Origin of the sequence: Halomonas sp. H2, assembly GCF_050215315.1 — a bacterium.
Lineage (GTDB): Bacteria > Pseudomonadota > Gammaproteobacteria > Pseudomonadales > Halomonadaceae > Vreelandella.
The window spans coordinates 383907-403432 of record NZ_CP189760.1 but is presented as its reverse complement, the minus strand read 5'-3'; the positions used below and the strand labels follow the sequence as shown (position 1 = coordinate 403432).

At 60.2% G+C, this 19526-nt stretch carries 12 protein-coding genes, 1 tRNA gene and 1 pseudogene; 3 read left to right on the top strand and 11 right to left on the bottom strand.

Features of this window, described 5'->3' with window-relative positions; genetic code table 11:
* Nucleotides 1–84 precede the first annotated feature (84 nt).
* Nucleotides 85–161: transfer RNA gene (locus ACQE2I_RS01895), tRNA-Met, on the top strand.
* Nucleotides 162–323: 162 nt separating this feature from the next.
* Here ACQE2I_RS01895 and ACQE2I_RS01890 read toward each other — a convergent pair.
* From ACQE2I_RS01890 to istA, 3 genes are all read right to left on the bottom strand, one after another.
* The gene (locus ACQE2I_RS01890) at nt 324–413 is read right to left on the bottom strand and encodes a helix-turn-helix domain-containing protein (protein ID WP_427031369.1); all 90 of its coding nucleotides are present in this window, start codon (nt 411–413) and stop codon (nt 324–326) included.
* Between the two features lie 364 nt (nt 414–777).
* Nucleotides 778–1518: an IS21-like element helper ATPase IstB gene (gene istB, locus ACQE2I_RS01885; protein WP_427029805.1), complete on the bottom strand. Its 741-nt coding sequence runs from the start codon at nt 1516–1518 to the stop codon at nt 778–780.
* Entirely contained in the window at nt 1505–3010 is a 1506-nt protein-coding gene (gene istA, locus ACQE2I_RS01880) for an IS21 family transposase (RefSeq protein ID WP_427029804.1), read from the bottom strand. The genes istB and istA overlap by 14 nt, the downstream gene beginning before the upstream one ends.
* A gap of 307 nt (nt 3011–3317) precedes the next feature.
* Between istA and ACQE2I_RS01875 the strand changes: the two are divergent.
* Nucleotides 3318–3383, top strand: a pseudogene (locus ACQE2I_RS01875) (SEC-C metal-binding domain-containing protein); the annotation flags it as partial.
* Between the two features lie 207 nt (nt 3384–3590).
* Entirely contained in the window at nt 3591–4319 is a 729-nt protein-coding gene (locus ACQE2I_RS01870; protein WP_427031508.1) for a hypothetical protein, read from the top strand.
* A gap of 441 nt (nt 4320–4760) precedes the next feature.
* Here ACQE2I_RS01870 and ACQE2I_RS01865 read toward each other — a convergent pair whose 3' ends face one another.
* From ACQE2I_RS01865 to ACQE2I_RS01830, 8 genes are all read right to left on the bottom strand, one after another.
* Nucleotides 4761–5261, bottom strand: a complete 501-nt coding sequence (locus tag ACQE2I_RS01865; RefSeq protein WP_427029803.1) for a hypothetical protein — start codon at nt 5259–5261, stop codon at nt 4761–4763.
* Between the two features lie 43 nt (nt 5262–5304).
* Nucleotides 5305–5943 carry a hypothetical protein gene (locus tag ACQE2I_RS01860; RefSeq protein WP_427029802.1) on the bottom strand — a complete coding sequence of 213 codons (639 nt, stop codon included), beginning with the start codon at nt 5941–5943 and terminating at the stop codon, nt 5305–5307.
* 61 nt (nt 5944–6004) lie between these two features.
* Nucleotides 6005–7003: a hypothetical protein gene (locus ACQE2I_RS01855; protein ID WP_427029801.1), complete on the bottom strand. Its 999-nt coding sequence runs from the start codon at nt 7001–7003 to the stop codon at nt 6005–6007.
* Between the two features lie 132 nt (nt 7004–7135).
* The gene (locus tag ACQE2I_RS01850; protein ID WP_427029800.1) at nt 7136–8617 is read right to left on the bottom strand and encodes a WD40 repeat domain-containing protein; all 1482 of its coding nucleotides are present in this window, start codon (nt 8615–8617) and stop codon (nt 7136–7138) included.
* Nucleotides 8618–8680: 63 nt separating this feature from the next.
* Entirely contained in the window at nt 8681–10111 is a 1431-nt protein-coding gene (locus tag ACQE2I_RS01845; RefSeq protein WP_427029799.1) for a hypothetical protein, read from the bottom strand.
* A gap of 12 nt (nt 10112–10123) precedes the next feature.
* A complete protein-coding gene (locus ACQE2I_RS01840; RefSeq protein WP_427029798.1) occupies nt 10124–12484 on the bottom strand; it encodes a hypothetical protein in 2361 nt (786 codons plus the stop codon).
* A 111-nt stretch (nt 12485–12595) separates the two neighbouring features.
* Complete coding sequence (locus ACQE2I_RS01835) at nt 12596–14428, bottom strand: hypothetical protein (protein WP_427029797.1); 1833 nt, start codon at nt 14426–14428, stop codon at nt 12596–12598.
* Entirely contained in the window at nt 14425–19491 is a 5067-nt protein-coding gene (locus tag ACQE2I_RS01830; RefSeq protein ID WP_427029795.1) for a VWA domain-containing protein, read from the bottom strand. Before ACQE2I_RS01830 ends, ACQE2I_RS01835 begins: the two co-directional genes overlap by 4 nt.
* Nucleotides 19492–19526 lie beyond the last annotated feature (35 nt).

The following is a 19526-nucleotide window of genomic DNA, read 5'->3' as shown; positions in this document are numbered from 1 at the left end:
GATCTATCTAACCGCTATAAGCCGAACGTGTTAATCCCGCTATTGACTTCACGTAAAACATCTGTAGAATACGCCACACGTTGATGCGGGGTGGAGCAGTCTGGTAGCTCGTCGGGCTCATAACCCGAAGGTCATCGGTTCAAATCCGGTCCCCGCTACCAATATTTCGAAAGGCAGATCAGTTACTTACTGATCTGCCTTTTTTGTGTCCGTTAGCCTACGAACTTCCTGTGACACATCTGTGACGTATATGTGACACATTGGCTTTTTTATCTTCCTCAGCAATTTTCACCTGCGACCTTCAGAAAACTTAACCGTCCTTTTCACTTCGTGCTTCTTCTATACCCCTGATCGTCCTCAAGTTCGAGCAAATCCCCCACCTTGCAATTGAATAATTTGCATAGCTTATCTATCTAGCTAGCCGAAAACACCCATCGTCTGCACTTGCTGGCAGCATTCAGCAACCTGCTGGTCAGTGAGAAATACCGACTGGCGTAGAGTCATCAGTGCGCCCGTTTTCCGCCTAAAAGGGCGGGAAACGGGCAAAAAACACACAAATAACGGAAGCAGAGTATTTGAACTTATGGGCTTTTATCGACTCAAGCCGCGATTGACGAGAATTGGCAGTTATTCAGACCTTCCTTAATTTTTACTCAGTGATACAGTGCTTGAGTATCCAGATTATTCACATATGCGTCTTAGTTCGCCACACAGGGTGTCAATGGCCATTTATTTTGACCCACCTTTGGCCAATAAAATTGACCCACCCATCATAGTCTAGCTTGTAACTTTCTGCTTCAGCCGATAGCTTTCTCCTCCCAACATGAAGATGTGTGAATGGTGGATGACCCGGTCAATGATCGGCACCGCTACGTTGTCGTCGTGGAAGAACTCGCCCCAGCTGGTGAAGTCCTTGTTGGTGGTCAGGATGATGGACCGATATTCGTACAGGCTGTTGATCAACTGGAACAGGTTATACCGGGCCTGCCGCGTCATGGGCAGGTAGCCCAGCTCATCGATGATCAACAGGTCGTATTTTGCCAAGGCGCTGACCCGCTTTTTCAGCTCACCCTTCATCTCGGCCAGTTCCAGTTCTTCCACCAGATCCAGAGCGTTGCGGAACAGCACTCGATAGCCCGCTTCCACGGCTTTGTAGCCAATGCCGATGGCCAGATGGGTCTTGCCTACACCCGGTGGACCGATGAACACCAGGTTGTTCCGCTCGTCGAGGAACTGGAAGTCCAGCAAGGCATTGACCTGGCGTTTGGTAATGGTGGTCTGGTGCCGGTAGTCGAAACCCTCCAGGCGTTTCTCGGTCGGGAACGCGGCCATCTTCCGGTTCCGGCGGATGCGCTTGTCCTGGCGCTGGATCAGTTCGTGTTCGGCAAGCCGGTCCGCGAAGCTGAGATAGGACATCTCGTTGGTTTCAGCCTCGGCCAGCAGGTTGGTCAGTTCGTCGGCGGCCGCGCTCAGGCGCAGACTGCGGTAACGGGACACGGTTTGCTCAAGCTGGCTCATGGGTCACCCCCTGGCCACTGGAGTGGCCAACACGGCGGTAAGCACTTAGGTCCAGCGCTTCCTTGGGTTCTGGCAGAGGTTCCGGTTTCCGTTCGCGGAGGACGGCGGCTTGGGCCGCTTCCAAGTAGCTTTGCAGCCGTGTGGCGGTCATGCCAGGACGCTCTGCCAGCGTCGTGATCAACACGGGATCCACGGGTTCGTGGCGCTTGAGCAAGTCGCGGGCAGCCACCAACTGATCCTTGTAGATCTTGGGCTCGGAGCGTTTGAGCTGCTGGCACAACTGATGCCCGATCTCATTACCGATCAGGGCGTCGATATCGGATTCCAGCTTGCTCACGCGCTGGGCATGGTCTCGGTAGTGATGAGTGTTCTTGACCACCTTACCCTTGTCGGAACACAGCGCATGGCTGGCGATGACATCGCCTGTGTTCAGGTCGCTGATGTGGAGTTGGCCGTCGGACTCCAGAACGCCCACCCGGGCCTGTTGCCAGGCCATGGGCACAGAGTACTTGTTGGCCTTCCAGGCGATCAGGCCGGTCTTGTCGGCTCGACGTGTCTCGTGGGCCAGCGGCTGCACGCAAGCTGGCGAGAGGTAGGCCTCCAGGTGTTCTCGCTCATCCCGTTTGAAGCGTTCCCGGGGTGGTTCGCCGGTGGTTCCGTGAATACGGACATTGGCTACACTCTCAACCCAGTCCTGCACGTGCTGGCGTACGTGTTCCTGATCTCGGAAGACTTCACCGTAGAGGCAATCCTGCTTGACGTACTTCACGCCGGCTTCCACCTTGCCCTTGCTCTCTGGATCGTAGCCTTCACAGGCATGGATCCGGAACCCGGCCGTGGTGGCATACTCGTGGAACCGTTGGTTGAGGGTCAGTTCCCGGTACTGTTCGTTGATCACCACCAGCTTGGTCTGATCGTAAACGCATTCTTCCGGCAGGCCACCGAAGTAACGCAGGGCTTCGTCATGGAGCTGGATAAAGGTCTGGGTATCCAGTGGGCGGAAGGCCAGGCCCACGTACATCAGCCGCGAGTAGGACAGAACGAACACCACAAAATGCAGCGTGCGTTCTTCGCCACCAATCAGCACGCCGCGCAGTTCACCGGGGTCCACCTGGCACTGAACACCCGGCACATCGTCCAGAATGGGTTCGTAGTAGCGCATCTGGGCCGAGGCTACTTCCTCCTTGAGTGCCCGCACATAACGGCGAATGGAGCGATCCGAGGCCGGTAAGTCGCCGACCTTTGCCTGAAGCTTACGGGCAATCTTGACGGCGCTGAGCTTGGGAAACCGCTTGAGCAAAGTCACCAGGTAATCCCGGTGATCGTCGAGGCGCTTGCTCCGTGAGGGATCTGCAAACTGCTCTGTGATCGCATCCACCTCCATCCGCAAATACTTGCGTACCGTGTTCCGGGATAACCCCAGTTCCTGACTGATGGCGCGGATCGACGATCCTTTACCGTTATCGTGCATTGCCTTGATCTTGTGTATCACAACCCACTCCTTCACTGACATGCCCCCGGCCATCGATAAAAGCGGGGGACAGTAGCTGGTTCTGTGGCCTGACGGCCACTCGGAGGTGGGTCAAAATTAATGGCCAGTAGTGGGTCACTTTAATTGGCCACTAACACACAGGGCAAGTAGCCTGCTTCTTAAAGATACCTAATGAACGCTGCATACAGCGATGGCAAATGCTGTGCAGTGTTTATATCGCGCCATTGACAACGGCTCCGTTGCCATTTGGCCATGCTGACTAAACCGATACACTGATGACACTATCAATAGCGCAGAGCATCACACCATGAACCTTGGCCGAAATGATCCGTGCTTGTGTGGCAGCGGCAAAAAGTACAAGCGTTGCTGTATGGATAACGTTTCAAAACAGCACGCCGACGTGTCAGATAGTATTGCACAAACTGTGGCAATGAATCCGCACCTAAGCCTGGATGAGCTCCGCTTGGTGGCGCAACGCAAACTGGATGAGCAAAACCATCGGCCCCTGGACGACTTTTGTGGCCTCTCGTCTACGCGGGTGTGTAGTTGGTTGTATGCACCGTTTGGGGAGTTCGCTGGGGTGATCATCAACACACCAGACGATTTATCTACCAGCCCGGTGATGCGCTATTTGTCGTTAATTCTGGATGAAGCGATGCATCATGGAGGGTTCTTCAAAGCGACCCCCAAAGGTAACTTGCCTACAAAACTGGTAAAACACGCCAGTGCGCTGCTCCCTGAGTTCGCTGTCTCTCAGTATCACGCCCATCTCAGCATCAGTGAATTTGCGGGTCGCAACGAGGAAGCGTTTAACGCCCTACACTACACCCGCATTCTAGCGGAAGCGGCGGGCATTATTTATCGTCGCAGTGGTCACTACCATGTGAAAAAAGCGGCGCAAAAGCAGTATCAGACCCATGGCCTTCACTGCTTTTTTCTGCCTATGCTCGAAGCTGCAGTGACGAAATATAACTGGGGCTATCTTGATGGCTGGCCAGAGGAAGTGGATCTGCGCACGTTTTGGTTATTTATGTTGTGGCGATTGCAGTACCACGGCTCTGCTGATCAGTTAGCCAACGAGGTTGCCACAGCTTTCCCTGATTTTGTTGGTGAGCTGCCAGCCGAAGAGCATTTCCCACCTATGCGCCTACTCAGCATATTGATTGAATCTCGCTTTATTGAACGCTTTTTACAATTTTGGGGATTTGTGACAATTGACCCGAAACGAATATTTGCTGGTGCGCCTGTGTCGAGAATGGTTGACCGACAGCCGCTGCTTGCGCAGGCCTTTGAGTTCTCAAGCGATTGATCAAGATATAACGGACATGTAACGGTGCCCTGCTCTTCAACGGACGCTTAAACGCCAAGCACTGCTTTTAGCCGATTGTATGCATATGTATGTTTTTCAATAATCTGACGGTAATAGTGGCTTTTCTGGGCAGGAATAATGGAGTGGAGGCGTGGATTCTCGTCAAGTATATGACCAGAGATATTTGCTATTTTGCATCACAAAAGCTGGCCATATGCGACGAGTGCCGTGCCACTCAAACTGCGCCCAATCAATGCCCCGGCAGACCCCTTCCCTGATACGAGTAGGGCGATCGAAGCAGCTTCGAAATATCGACTACCGGCGTTCAGCCCTGCTGCTGCGCCTTGGTCAGCAACTCACGGTTGCGGACTGGTCTGCCTTGTTTGTCGGCTAAGTTCCTGTGACACATGAAGTGGCGAGTTTTCCGACGCCTTAACGCATCTATTCTTTTGCTAGCGCCACATCAAACGACACGTCGACATCCATCGTATTGCCATGGTCATAATCCTCTGACATGGAGGCAATATACGCCAGCGAGGTTGTAATCCGCCCTTTGGCACGGCCAGGGTCACTGTCGATATCGAGCAGCTCTATCTCAATTGGCACCTCTTGCTCCGTACCATAATGCGGCATCATTGAGTTTTCGGGAAAGTAGCCCACCGAGGCACTGCTGGCGACACCGTTCATCACCATAAAACCAATGCTAAGGGTGCCTTGCGTTTCGTAATGTGCTTCCCGATGCCCTTGAACAGTCACATTGATCATATTGGGCATAATTTCGCTAAAGTAGGCCGTTGAGCCTTCTGCATGGGTAACGACATACCACTGTTTAGGCTCTCCATTCAGCGTACCGCTGATTTCATCAGCTAGTGCCTGCCCAGCACCCCACATAACCCCACCCAGTAGCAGTGCACCACATATGAATCGTTGTCGATTTATCACCTACTATCTCCTGTTTAGCCATCTGTCTTGTTAGCCGGCACGCTTAACGGGCACTCTGTTCGCGCACGGCCGCCAAGTCCCAGTCTCGCATCAGGTCAACAGCAATTTCCTGAGAACCGAGGTTTTCACCCTTCACTTGCATCATAATACGGCCATCAAGCATTAACGTTACCTCTGCGCGAGAGCGCTCAGGTTCCCACTTCACTACCGCCGCTTCACGACCTAGGCGAACACGCTCCATATTAGGTTGCGCGGCAATAATGGCGGGATTGCTGAACATTGCCCCCATACTTTGAATCAGCGGGCTATCCAGCATCATGCTCGCTGTCAATTGGCCATTGCCATCCTCCTGTTGATAGACGCGTTCAAGCGACGTACCGCCCGCTCCAAACATGGCGGCTGCGCCGCCGCTACTCCCGGAACTAGCTTCCTGTGCTGTCCAACCACCCGGTGCCTCCGGGAAGGTTTGCGCGATTAGACCCGACATCATCTTGCGCATATCTTCAATAGCGAACTCCAGCTCGGTAATTGCCGCGCCGTACTCTTGCTCTTGATAAAGTTCAAGCCCCAGTTCAATCTGTTCGATAACCTCATCCGCCAGCGCACTTTGTGCTGCTGGCAGCGTGATAACGCTTGCCAGGATGGCAGCCTTTAGGTGGGTCAAGGTGATCTTCGATTTCATAACCATTCCCTCTTACGTAGGTGTTATTGATTATCGGAATAATACCAAGCAGTTCTGCCGGTTATCTGACGCCGCTTTCTTCTGTCTTGAATGTACTGATATCGCTGGTTTGTGTTGCTTTTTCAGTGGCCACTTGTTGCTTTAACTCACGAAACTTTTTCGAGATCCCATCCAGTTTTGCCTCCCACTCAGGGTCAGGTGTTTGCCCTTCAATCGTCTTGAAATAGACCTGCATCATGCAAGTGACCGCCAGTGGCTCAAACACCGCCGCTTTAACGCTCCAGGCAAATAGCAGCGCAATGACCAGCCCAGTTGCTGACCAGCCGCCGGGGATCAGGTAAGCCACTAAGGCCGCCGGTGCCAGCATTACCAGGAAGACAACAAACGACAATAGATAGAGAATCAACGTTAGCCATGCTGCATTTTTCATCATCGGCTTAAGGTTCTGGCCGTAAAGTATCAAGGCATCCCGCGAACTCTCCCAAGGAGTGTTTGAGCGCGTCCGAATGCAATAAGCCAGGATCACTTCATCAATGAAACCGACAGCAATGCGCAGAAATGCCTGCACAATGCGAAGAAACTGCTGCGCCCCAGGCATGGGAAGAACCCTAAATACCGTTTTAACCATACCCACCAAAGATTTGAGTACGCCCTTAATCAGTTGGTCTACCACAAACAAGGCACTGGCTTGACCAAAGCGCTCCTTGACGACCTGGCTGGCGTATTGAATCTGGCCGTGGTTTTCAGGCAGTGTTTGACTCTCAATTAACTCTACCAACACGGCTATATGCCCTGCTTTGACCACATACAAAAGGTACTCACGCAGCACATACATCACCGCGCCAACAATCCCAAAACCGATCACACCGCCCCAAAAGGTAGAAGCCGCACGAAAGCCTTCGTCGCCAAAGCCGCCAACACCCCATCCAACCCCTGCACCTACGCCAGTCATTAGCACATACGCCAGTGCGATACCGAAATACACCACTAGGCGAAAGATAATAAAAGGCAGGGTTTTAAACATCAGACCAATGGCCTGCCCGAGCCTAAAATCCCACATACTTGCCTCCTGATAAGGATGTATTGTCGTTAGTGCTTTCGACTAATACCTAGTAGGTTAGCTTTCCTGGTGCGATGCGAACCCCTTCGTTTGAAGGGGGAATAACGCTTCCCGGCTGAACTCAGCCAGTGGTCATGGGCAGAGCCCCTTGTTCCACTCGTCCGGATCGGTACCTCCCCGCCAGCAGCGCTGCTGCCGCCCTACCTCGCCGAGTTGCCAGCGCCCCTCACCCGCCGGGGTAAAGTGAAGCCGGAAGCGAAGGGCACGCACCGAATCATCCTTAAGTCCATCCAGGAGCAGAGTGACCTCGCTATTACCGTCAGGCAGCATCCGTAGAGTGACGGTTTCCTCGGTGATGTCGTTGGGCTCGCGAACGCCGTAATGCTCCCGTGCGAACGCCACCGGATCGCCCGTGGCATCGACCTCAGGCAGCTCGATAAGCTGGTAGTCAGCGTCCACGCGCTGGCCAGAGGGCGCGGCCTCCAGGGGTGGGGAAGTCGCCCGCCACAATCGCACCACCGGTGTGGGAAAGGTCGGCGGCTTGCCCGCCCACACGAGCTCCTCGCCCGTCGGCCCGAAGGCCAGCGCATCGGCACCGCCTTGCTGGCGGATCAGGATGCCATGCTCGAGCGGTGTGCCATCGAGCGTCAGCATCAGGCCATCACGAAAACCGCCGGCCAGGGTCGTGCCATCCGAGCTAATGGCGATGGGCGCCGAGTCCAGCAGTCCGTGTCGATGGACAATAGCGGCACGCTGCCAGTCCCATACAGTTACCTGCCCAGGGCTTTCGCTCTGTCCATCCCCCTGACCTTGCGCTATCAGGTGGCGACCGTCGGCGGTGAAGGCGAGATCCGTGACACTGGCCCCCACCTCGAGAACGTTAATCTGGCTGGCTCCCTGTTCCGACAATCCCCACAGCACGAGGCGCTGGCTGACCTCGGGATCAGGCCCCACGTTGGCGGCCACGCTGGCCAGTATCTCGCCCTCGGGATGCAGGGCAATGGCCTCGACGGGGCGATCACCCAAGGCGCTGGTAACGTTGCCATCCTCCAGAGAATAGCGCTGCACACCTACTCCGCAGGCGGCCCACAGCGCCGTCGCGTCAGACGTGAAGGCCGCATCATGACATCCCTGGCCCCCGGCCAGGGCCAGGCGCGCTTCTCCTGTTGCCATGTCCCAGAGCATCAGCGATGCCTCGGGTGATAGGCCCTGACTCCAACTGGTGGTGGCCAGCATCCGGCCATCGGGGCTGAACGTCAGCGCCGAGACCGGCAACGACATGTCCATATTGGCGGCGGGGTGTCCGAGCAGCCGATGACGATGCTCACCCAATTCCATACCGAAAATGTCCAGTTGCCCCTGCGCCGTCATCGCCAGGTACAGACCATCAGGAGACACAGCGGTAGCGTCCAACCGCTCCCCGGCCCATTCGATTTCAAACCCCAGTTCAGCGCTACGCCAGTCGGGTATCGCGGCCAGATCATCCTGACCCGCGGCATGAGCAAGGCCGGCCATCCCGAGCAACGCGGCGCTGGCCAGCACCCCAGCCGGTGACAGCAGCTGCCACTGTCTCTTCAAGACGGGTGTCAAATATCTTTTAATGCGCTGCTTCATGACGTAATCCCTCTGACTGTCTTGCATTGGCGAATGCTGCACTCGGCCAACGGTGGAACAAGATCAATCCCCAACATGGAGACTGATCTGGCTGTTTACCGAGACACCGCCATACGCGAACTCATGCTCCTCAGCGGGTTGCACGAATCGATACAGCAGCATGAAGTGTCGCGGCTCATCATTGGCCGGTAACCAGAAGGGCTCTACCAGTTCCACAGGGCCTCGTTGATAGGCGCCGACGAGCTCACCCTCGGGTGCCAACGGACGCAGGCGCTGGCTGACCGCCATCATTCCGCCCACCCCGCTGAGGTTGGTCATCGATGCCTCGATCAACAGCAGCACCTCGCCCTCCGCGGCCTGATGGCCGGCAAACCTATCCCGGAAATCCAGTGCATGAATGCTGACCGGCGTAGGCTCGTCCTCGATCAGCGCCAAGGGCTCGGCGTGGTCGGTGGGTGCCGCGTCATCGAGCAGTGTAAAGCGCAGTGGAGGGCGAATATCCGACGAGATACCGGCGGCGCGGAACTCGGGGAAATAGGTCACCAATTCGATATGCTCGGCGCCTTCCGGCACTGGGAACACCGCAATGCCTCCCGCCATGAACTCGGGCAACCAGACGGGATCATCCAGCAGGTTGCTCAACTCGGCATCGCGCACATAGCCATGGCCACCATCTACCACGGCTTGCAGCAATCCGCCGGCTTCCACGTATTCCATCACATGGGGCAGGTCCACTTTGGCGTCTATCGCGGCGTCGCGATCCAGGGCCAGGGCATCGGCGGGGTTTTCCCAACGGCTTCGCCCACGCAGGTCAACGGCGAGCCAGCTCATGCCCTCGGGCGGGGCCTGGCCATGCAAGCGATCCGGGAACTTCACCGAGACCACCGCGATTTCCATCAGATCATTGCCCTGCATCGGCATGTTGTCCGCTGGCGCTCTCCTGGCCGCCGTGGCCATCTCCCCCAGTAACGGGATGGACAGGGCGGCATAGTCGTCGTGATAGTAGTGGAATGACAGAGTATCGATCCCGGACGCCGGTATCGCATAGACCATGCTGCCTTGGCGCGTGTCACCGATTCGTCCCAGCACGAAGCCATCGTCGATGGCACGCGTATCGCGGTCTAACTGTGTGCGGCGCGAGACTCGCTGTCCGTCAACCAGTAGGTAGCCCTGGCGCGTCAGGGAGGCGATCAGCACGGCTTCTTCATAGTCGAGGTCGAAGATGAGATCGGCCGGCATGCGGTTCTCGACCTCGAGTTCCAGCGCCAGCCAGCGCTGCCCAGGCGGTGGCGCCTGACCGGCATATTCGTCGTGCACCGCCCACTCGGTAACGCGCATGTGCAGGGCGCGATTGCACCCCTCGGTAAATAGGCCACCGCCATTTCCCGGCTCATTCAGGGCCTCGGAGTCGATTGTCGAGGGCGAGTCAGCCAGTGCATCGCTGACGGCTATGCCGGCCAGCCACACCAGGCCAATCATGACGAGTTTGTTCATTGACGGTACTCCTCAGCAGGGGTCGGGCATCAAGCCATCGACGACGGTACCGTTCATTTCGCCGAACACGCCGTCCAGGGCCGCCAGGTAAATCTTCGACTCAATGGCTGAGCTGGCGATTTTCACCCACTGATCACTGAGCTTGCCAAGCGCCATATTGCCCGCCACCATCGCCCCTTCGCGCAGAATGCAGCACTGCATGGCCCCGGCGCTCGGGCCAGTCAGGAGACAACCCCATACCGCCTGCACCGTCGCCACGGCGGAAGCGGCGTTGTCGATGCTATTCATCAACACCAGAATCTGCTCGACCATCTGCCCCCGCCCGTCGGGCCCCATGCCCAGGGCGTCGCCGCTCAGCGGATCCACCCGCCACCAGGTGTCGGCGCCCTCGCCGGGTTCGGGCATCACCACCCAGTATCCCCGCTCAAGGGCCCGCTCGATGGCCGCCGCGCTAGACACCGGCAACTCGCCTGCCTCACTGGGCGCGGTGGCCAGTCGCCAGGCGTCTCCCGCTTCGCCCGCTCGGGCAAAGTCCAGGCTGGTATTGACGGCCGAACCGTTGTCCCCCACCAGTTCTGCCTCGAGCACGGTGTCGAAGACACCCTGGCCAAGGCGCACTCGCCACGCGGCTTGCTCTCCCGGCAACACCTCGACCCGGTTGTCGATGATATCGATCCCCGCTTCCCGCGCCGGCCCTGTGTCGTCGAGCATCAGCCGCTCGAAGGTCGACAGTAGATTGACACGCGTCAGCGCGATCCGCTCGGCGTGTGGGCTGCGGGCACGGCGGTGGTGAGCCAGGGCAATGAGTTCCACCGGATAGGGCGCCAGGCGTTCGATGGCGCTACCCATCAGGCCTGGGTCGTCACGGCGCACCGCATGCACCGCGCCCAGCGCCGCCATGCGATTGTCCAGGCTGCCGTGGAGCAGTCGCGCCAGGGTATAGGAGGTGGGCCACCAATGCGTCTGGGCCATCAGTTCGGTGGTGGAGAGCATGGCCAATGCCCGCGCCTCGATCATGGCGTCGTTGAAGGCCAGGCCCTGCACGCCGCGCTGCCTGACGCCGGCATCGATCACATCCATCAGGGCCCTCTGGAAGATTTCGTCCTTCCGCCCTGGGGCGCGGACGGTCAGCCGCAGGAACACGCCGGAGAGTTCTGGGGCGGGAGCCTCCTGCGCCGGGTCAGCTCGACCACCCACGCTGATCTCGCCCAGCAGGCTGGAGGCCTCCTCGAAGGCTTCGGAGATGCCGGTGCCGCCTTCTGGGGCACCAAGCTCCCCGTTGCGCAGAATGCTGTGCTGAATCTCAGGTTCACCATCGATCAGTAGCAGAGGCAGCCACTCCTCGCGGGAGCGCAGCAAGTCGGGCAGTTGTTCGGGGGTGAAGTCGCCGTCGCCGCCTAGCAGCGTCGGTGGCGACGGAAGCCCCAGCGGTTGGATATCCAGCACCACATTCCGCCCCGCCAGTTGCGCGGCGGGTGACTCGAATAACAGCGCTGTGCGTTCCCGCAAGCGCCCACTCTCGAGCCGCTCGGCGACTACCTCGAGGCTGACTCGATGCCACTGATCCTCGGCAATCTCTTCGACCCACATGACCTCGACCTCGCCCTCATGCAGGCGCTGGCCAGGCCGATGTTCGGCCAACGCCGGATCAAGATCTTGCCAGCCACCGGCGGTCTGAATCTGAACCCACCAGTGATCCGCCAGGGCAGCGGAAGGGTCACCCAGCGCATCGTCATCCGCCTTATCGTTGGCCGCCAGCAACTCATGCAACCGCGCCGTCTGCTCGCGGCTTCGCTCACCGACCCGAGCGGCCATCTCCTGACCCTGGCGATCCACCGCCTCGACGCGACGACGTAGACTCTCCTCCCCCTCTCCCAACTGTCGAGCGGCCTGTGCATAGTCATCCGCCGATAGGGACGCTTGAGGCAATGCGCGCCCATTAGGCGACGGCGCCAGCCAGGCACCCTCGAGCAACTGGACGGCGCGCTCATCGAGTATCGCTCGAACTATGCGTACCCGGTGTCCGGCGAGGTCGAGCATCCCACCCAGCAGCAGGGCACGATCGAGATGGCTGCCCTGACGGTCGATCAGGGTGCCCCGGGCACCGCGTAGGGCCCCCTGGTACGGTAGCCAGCGGGTCTCGTCACGCACCCAGCGAAAGAGGGCTTCGGCCTCATTGCCAATGGCCTGTTGACGCGTTGCCAGAGACCAGTCTTCACGGGGCAACCGCTCTAGGGTTTCCTCGGCCCGCCGGTACGTCTCATTAAGGGAGTGTTCGATTGCCTGGTAGCGGTCGACAGGCCGGTGGCACTGAGACGACTCTGCCCAGGCCGGTAGCGCCTGCGCGCAAAGCGCTACACCAGCCATCGTCATTAGCGCCCCTCGCCCCAGTCGACGCCATGCCTTGGAGTGGTTGTTATATCCCATACCGTTATCTCCTCACTTGACGGCATTGCGCCTGATGCTCGGCACGGTGATTTTCGCTCAGAGTTCGTCCAAGGCTGCTTCGGCAACCGGACTGAAGTCAGGGTCGCCGTGATCTCTGACCCGGGTCAGGAACTCAACCCACTCGGATTGCGCTCGCGGATCCCGCGATAGCCAACCAGGCCGGGCCGTCATCAGGCCGGCCAGCGCCTCCGGCGGGAAGAGCGCTTGCCAGCCGCTGCCGGTATCGAAGATGACCGGCTCGAGGATACCGATGATGCCCGCTACGCTGTTGTGCTCGAGATTGGCCAGGGCGCCACCCCCACGGTTACGCAGGAAGTGGTCGCCGATATGGGCGAAGTCGGCCTCGGGATTGACCAGAATCCGGCCCATTTCGATGGAGGCCTGCTCGCGGCTCGCCGAGCGCTCGAGCCCCCGTGTCAATCCGGAGGTCATCAATACGCCCACTGCCGGGTTGATGGCCCAGCGGTTGCGATGGTCATCGATGGACTCGAGGATGGCATCGACAACCCGCGGGGCGTGCTCGGCCGAACGCATCGGGATGCCCAGCAGTTGCTCGGGCAGCTCGGCGTCGGCCGCGGACTCCGCCCTCCATAGCAGGGCCACCGCACGCTCGATGACATAGCCCGGGTCGGACTCGGAGAGTCGAGCCGGCGACTGCTGCAGCGCCGAGGTCGCCTGTTGGCGCACCAGCGCGGATGTGTCGGGCTGCTCCAGCACAGTGAAGACAGGCCCCAGCGTCGTCGACGGCGGTGTCTGCGGGTGGCGCTGCTGAAACCTCACCAGCCGCTGGATGCCGATCAGTCGATGGTCGTCGCTTGGTCCCTGGGCTATCAGGTCGGCCATGGCATCGGTAAAGCCGTCAACGGCTGGCTCGGCCAGTGCCGACGAACCGAACCCCGCCGCGCCGGTGGCAAGCTCACGGGCGAGCTGTTCCATGCGGTTGGCCAGGTGTGCCGTTTCCTGCACGGCAATCTCGTCGCGCAGTGCCGCAAGCAACCGCGTAAACACCGGCGCTGGCCCCAACGGCCCCCTGGCGAAGCGATCAAAGAGCTCACCGCGCTGGGCCGGGGATTCATCGATTGCCAGCGCCAGTTCCAGGGCATCTCGGGTACCGATCTCCGCCAGCGCCGCCTGTACGTCGGCCCGATTCTCCGTGGCCAGCTCGGCATGTTCACGCACGTAGTCAAGCCAGGTCGTATCATCGACAAACTCAAACTCAGCCATTCGCGCCAGGAAAAAGCGGGTGGCGTCCTCGTCATGCTCAGCATGGAATAGCGCCTCGGCGAGCGGGAGAAGCACGCTGTCGGGGAGGGCATCGGTCACCATCAGCCTTGACGCATGCTCAGGCTCGCTGTCGGCAAGCGCCAGCAGATCCCCGCTCAGAAGCTGCTCATCAAGGCCGGAGGCGACAGCTCCCAGCAGCAGTTCACGCTGAGTGCGCGGCTGGTCGCTGAACGCCGGATCCAGAATCGCCTGTCGCAGCAGAGCCTCGGCTTCCGGGGCATCCATGGTGTAGAGCGTGCTCAAGGCCGCCAGCCGCAGCTGGTCGACTTGCCGCGCCGACAGGCCATCGCTGCTTGGCTGCTGAAAGAGGCGACGCACAAGATCGCGGGCCGGTAGACCATCGACTTCCATCGAACCGATGCGCTCGAGCCCCATCAACCGCTGGGTAAAGGCGTCCGCCATCAGCAGTTCAGCATGCTCGAGTGCCGTCTTGCCGCGGTAGGTCGCTGCGTCGTCGTGCTCCGGCGACCGCTGTTGCATCATCCCCTCGAGGTCGGGCGCCTGCTGCGCCAGCGAGGTGATAGGCAACATCATGGCAACAAGGCCAGTCACCAGAATAATGCTTGCCGTCGATATCTTCTTCATGGAGAAGTCTCCGCTGGGACGTCGTCCAGACGCAGTTCCATCGTCTGACGCGGCGCCATATTGAATGTCTGGTGACGCTCGCCATCGTGAGCCTCCACCACCAGGGTGTAGTCGCCTGGAGGGAGCGACCTGGCCTTGCCGTCGACTCGCCCATCGGCGATGGTTTCACTCTCGCTGTCGAGCACTCGCCAGGTGGCGGCCAGCGCATCGGCAAGCCCCTGGTTCAGCTCGCTTCCATCCTGGCTGTCGAAGTACTCTCCCCCACCCTGGGTGGCGAAACGTTCGAACTCCTCCTGCAGGCCTATCTCGTCGATATGGAAGCCGACGATATTGAGGCGCACATCGACACCCTCCTCCACCAGCCGCTCCACCGACTGCGCGAGGTCACCCTCGCAGGTCTCCTCGCCATCGGTGAGCATGACCACGAGCCGGCGCTGATCCTGGTAGTCATCGAGGTCGTCGAGCACCTCATCCAATGAGTCGGCCAACGGGGTACGCGCCAGATTGATCGCCTGGATGCCTTCGACGGCACGCCGCACCTGGGCATGGTTGTCATCGCCAGGGGCGACCAGCAGCTCGGTTTCGCAGCTATGCGGCTCGGTATGGCCAAAGGCGCGCAGCGCTACCGGCACCGAGGCCGGTACACGCTCGTCGAGCACCCGCTTCACGATGTCGCGGGCAACGTCGATGCGCCGGCCGCCCTCCATCCGTTGCAGCATGGAGCCCGAGGCATCGAAGATCAGCTGCACGGCACCGGCCGCAACAACGGGCGCCTCGCCACTGGTCACCCGCAGGCTGCCGGGCTCGGGAGGTTCCTGATAGCGACGCTCCACTTCAAGGGCGAAGGTGGTGGGCTGGCGGAGTTCGCGCATGCCCGCCTCGAAGGCGCGGATCAGCTCGCTGCGGTTGGTGGTGTAGTCATAGCGGCCATCGGCGACGTTGGCCCAACTGAGCATCTGGTCCTGGTACCAGCGGTACTCGCTGGTCTCGCGTCGGCTACCATGGCCGATTTCCAGGGTGAAGATGCGCGGCCGAACTCCCTCCAGTCGCTGCCAGACCGACATCTCACGCCCCAGCTGTTCGGCATCGGTGATCAGGAAGATGGCCTTCTCGCCTTGCTGATTCGCCAAGGCGCGCGAGGCGAGCGCGAGTGCCGGGTCGGAATCGGAATCGGAGAAGCGCCCGGAGTAGGCATTCAGGGTCCGGGAAACCTGGGCGGGGGATTCTGCCCAACCATCGATCAACAGCGGCCCCCCGAGGGGCAGCAAGTTGGCTACCTCCCTGCCCGGCTTGAGTCCCTCGGCGAAGCGATTGAGTGCCTGATAGATAGACGGCTGATGGCTGGATACGCTGCCACTGCCATCCCACAGGAAGACCACTGAGCGAGGCGGCTCGGCGACCGTCAGTTGGTAGGTTCCCGGCGTCAGATCCCCGGCCTCTGCATGGCGCTTGCCACTTTCGGCATCCCGCCAGTTGAGTGCCACCTCGCTACCTTCGGGGTCGCTCAAGCTTGCCTGCAGCCGGCCGCGCTGGGATTCCTGCAGCGCGAACGCCAGGGTGTTGTCACCTTCCGCCAGATCGACCCGATAGTGGCGTGTGTCACCTGGCTCCTCGACCCTGCCAGTGATTCGCCTCTCCACCAACAGCGGCGCATCGGCATGGCTGTGGGTGTCCTCGACCTCGACCAACGACAGCTCGCTGGGCGGCTGCCCAGCCTCGAGTGGTCCCCGCGAGTGGTCCATGCCCCAATGCCCCAGTACCGAGCGGCCGCTGCCCAGACTATCCGCCTCGTAGGCCCTCAAGGCTTCAGGAATGCGCCAACTGGCACGCCGCTCACCCTCGGGAATCTCCGGCTCGTCGAACACCAGCCGCACATAGCGTGCTCGGGGCGACTCGGGCAGTGCCAGGCTGGCCACCCCTTGGCCATCGCGCTCGAACGTCCAGTCCGCCTGTTCTTGCCAGGGCCCGACCGGGCTCTCGGTGGCGGTATAGACCTTCGCCCCCGTTACGGGCAGCCCTTCCCAGTCGAGGTTCTCGACCCACTGCAACTCGCCGATACGCGCCGCGCGCTGATGCAGGAAGGCAAACACCATCTCGATGGTGCGCCCACGGATACGCTCACCACGGCGTACCGCGCGCTCATCCATGATGCCCCCGCTGGTGGAACGGTGGCCCTGGAATCCATACAGCGAGCCGATATCCGGTAGCGTGTAGACCCAGTGGCCGCCCAGTTCATGGTCGAGCAGATCGTGGTGACGCCGCCCAAGCTCGCCACTCGGCTCACCAAGCACTATCAAGAGCCCACTGCCGTGGGCGCCACGCACCTCCTCTCCATCGTTCCACACGCTCAAGGGGCGCAACTGGACATAGCGGGCGTCGCGGGGGGCTGCGAATTCGAAGAACTGCTCACCGTCCGCGGAAGCGAGTTCCAGCGTTTCGACCACTTCAAGGGCGTCATGACTGTCCCCCAGGGCGATATCCACCTCGCGCCAGCGATTCCGATGAGCATGAGTGGAGCGTTGGTTGAAGACGATTCCCAGCACCCGCCCGCCATCGCCAGCCAGACGAATCGGCGGCAGCGCTTCACCCAGATCGCTTTCCACCCGAATCGAACTGCCGGAACCGGCCATGCCATCGATCAGAAAATGTGCGAAGCCGCTACGGCGCTGCAGCAGGTCATCGATGGGTTCACCGCTGTCGGGATCCACGAAGGCGGCGCCCAGCGCGCTCCATGCCAGGTTCGTAAGTCCCGCCAGCGCCATCGGCACATCCGGCCTGGTGAATGGCTCGACTGGCGGTGCCCGGGGGTCCAGCGGCAGGTCATGCTGCAACACATGATCACCGGCCTGGATGAACAGCGACAGCGGCGCACTTTCCAGCATGTTCGGCGGGAACGTCCAGTCAAGCGGCAACTCAACCTCTTCACCGGGAACGAGTTCGACGGAATCCGGCAACCCGGAGACCGTCGCCCCGCTATGGCTGATATGGGACTCCAACGCCAGCAATAGTGATTCTTCACCAGGATTGTTCAGGATCAACCGCGAGTCGAGGCGCTGACCCAGCGCAGCGAATGGGGCCAAACGCTCGGTTGGCGTTTCCAGGCGCATGGTGATCGCCGGTGCCGCCGGCATGTCCTCATGGGTCCACGGGTCGGACACCGACACCTTGGCGTGATAGCGGGCTCGGGATACCTGGCCGCCTTCCAGCATCAGAATGTAATCGCCCGGGGGCAGCCACTGGTCCACTGACAGGGGCTCATCCTGGCCGGACACCCTCAGCATGGATTGCTCCTGCCAGAACAAGCGGGCATCCAGTTCCCCGTCCTCGGGTGGTTCCAGCTCGAGCGTCACACGGTTCCATCCGGGCAAGTGAAAGTGGAACCGATCCTCGTCTCGCAAGGCATGGAAGGAACCCTGCACCTGCTCGCCCAACCAGAGTGGATTGGCATCTCCATCCTCGTCGTTGGGTTCCTGCTCGGCGCCCGGCTGGGGCTGGCCCGTCGGCGAGGCCAGCAGGCGATACTCGGTCTGCTCACCCACCAGGCGCAGCAGATAGCGACCCGGCAACAGGCGGACATGCTCCAGCCATAAGTCTTCATCGCCGCTGCGCGAGCCACGATTGTCGATGAACGTAGTGTTTTCACCGTCATGGTAGAGGGACAGGCGTTCCAGCGACTCGCCCTCGGAGGAAATTTCCCACTGCTGGGTCTCACCGCCGACCCGCAGGGCGAACCAGGCTTCACCGCTGCCTTCGAAATGCCCGCGGATCGGCTCGTCGGCGACCAACGGCAGCGCCCATTCGCGGGCATCGTTGGGACGACTGACAACACCCTGGGCGACCGGCGTGGCCTCGTTCAGGCTCACGGTATACGCAAGCGTCTCGTCACTGCGCCCACTCCGACGCAGCGCCAGCGCATAATCACCGGCGGGCAGGCTCATCCGCTCGAACAGCGACTCGCTGACGCCCTCTCGGCACACCTCACCAGAACTGCCGAGCTCGCGCAGGCAAACCTCGAGGAGGGGCTCAGAATCGTCGACGCTGACACCAAGTGTCAACGCCTCGCCCTGCCCGGCCTGAAACGCGAGGTAACGGCGGTCCTTGCGCCCCATCGTCAGGGACACCTCCTCGCCGACCTCGAACCACCGCCGCGTTTCGGGAGAGCCGGCCGCCGTCGGCTCCTCTTGCTTGAGATCTGGTTCCGCCACCTCATCGGTGCTGATCGATTCATCCCGGCGCCAGCCATCCTCGACGAGCCTGGCACCCAGGCGGCCAATATCACCACCTTCGCTGTGGCGAATGTGAAGCGAACTACCTTCCGGCAACTCGAGTTGTCCCCACTGCTGCCAGAGTGGGGACCCTTCCACAGCGGCAGCGATCACCTCGCCGTCCACATCTTCGATCCATGCCTCGAGCGGTACGCCCAGCTCACCCAGCACAACCACGCGCCAGAGCTGGCGCGCATCGCCCTCGGCGACGAGCGGGATGGCGAACTCGGAGACATCGAGCTGAAAGTACCAATGCCGCCTTGCGTCGACGGCGATGTCATCGGCTTCGTCAGGGCCCACTGTGCCACGGATATTGATCCGGTCGCCAGACGTCAAGGTCAAACGGTATTCGCCGCCAATCTCTTGTGGCACAAAACGAATGAGATGCTCACCGGCTGGCACGATCAGCGGCTCGCGCATCATACGGTCGTTACGCGACGTCACCGATAGCGTTAGCAGAGACACATCATCGCTGGCCTCGGTTACTGGATCGGCACCGAATGTCGCGACGCCAGAGGAGCTGGCCTCCTCCTCGCCTGGCCAGAAAAGCTCAACATCCAGATCACTCTCACCGTCTCCCTGAAGCTCTAGATGCCAAAGACGATCGGTCTCGGCATCATCCAGACGCCAGGCAAAGTGATCACGGTCATCGCCCGAGACCTCGCCCACCAACCGGGCTTCTCCACGGAACGACTGAGCCTGCTCGACGCTATCATCGGGTTCCTGTTCGAAAACCATCTGCGGGTACGCTGTCGCCATGGCAGGCCACAGCAAGACCAGCGTCAACAGCCAAAACATACAAGCGACACCATAAATGACCCTCGGTAGTTGTC

Bases quoted from the DNA above. Each gene is read 5' to 3' on its own strand.
- ACQE2I_RS01860 (WP_427029802.1), bottom strand. From the start codon at position 5,943: ATGAAATCGAAGATCACCTTGACCCACCTAAAGGCTGCCATCCTGGCA.
- ACQE2I_RS01835 (WP_427029797.1), bottom strand. From the start codon at position 14,428: ATGAAGAAGATATCGACGGCAAGCATTATTCTGGTGACTGGCCTTGTT.
- ACQE2I_RS01850 (WP_427029800.1), bottom strand. From the start codon at position 8,617: ATGAAGCAGCGCATTAAAAGATATTTGACACCCGTCTTGAAGAGACAG.
- ACQE2I_RS01845 (WP_427029799.1), bottom strand. From the start codon at position 10,111: ATGAACAAACTCGTCATGATTGGCCTGGTGTGGCTGGCCGGCATAGCC.
- ACQE2I_RS01840 (WP_427029798.1), bottom strand. From the start codon at position 12,484: ATGACGATGGCTGGTGTAGCGCTTTGCGCGCAGGCGCTACCGGCCTGG.
- ACQE2I_RS01855 (WP_427029801.1), bottom strand. From the start codon at position 7,003: ATGTGGGATTTTAGGCTCGGGCAGGCCATTGGTCTGATGTTTAAAACC.
- istB (WP_427029805.1), bottom strand. From the start codon at position 1,518: ATGAGCCAGCTTGAGCAAACCGTGTCCCGTTACCGCAGTCTGCGCCTG.
- ACQE2I_RS01830 (WP_427029795.1), bottom strand. From the start codon at position 19,491: ATGTTTTGGCTGTTGACGCTGGTCTTGCTGTGGCCTGCCATGGCGACA.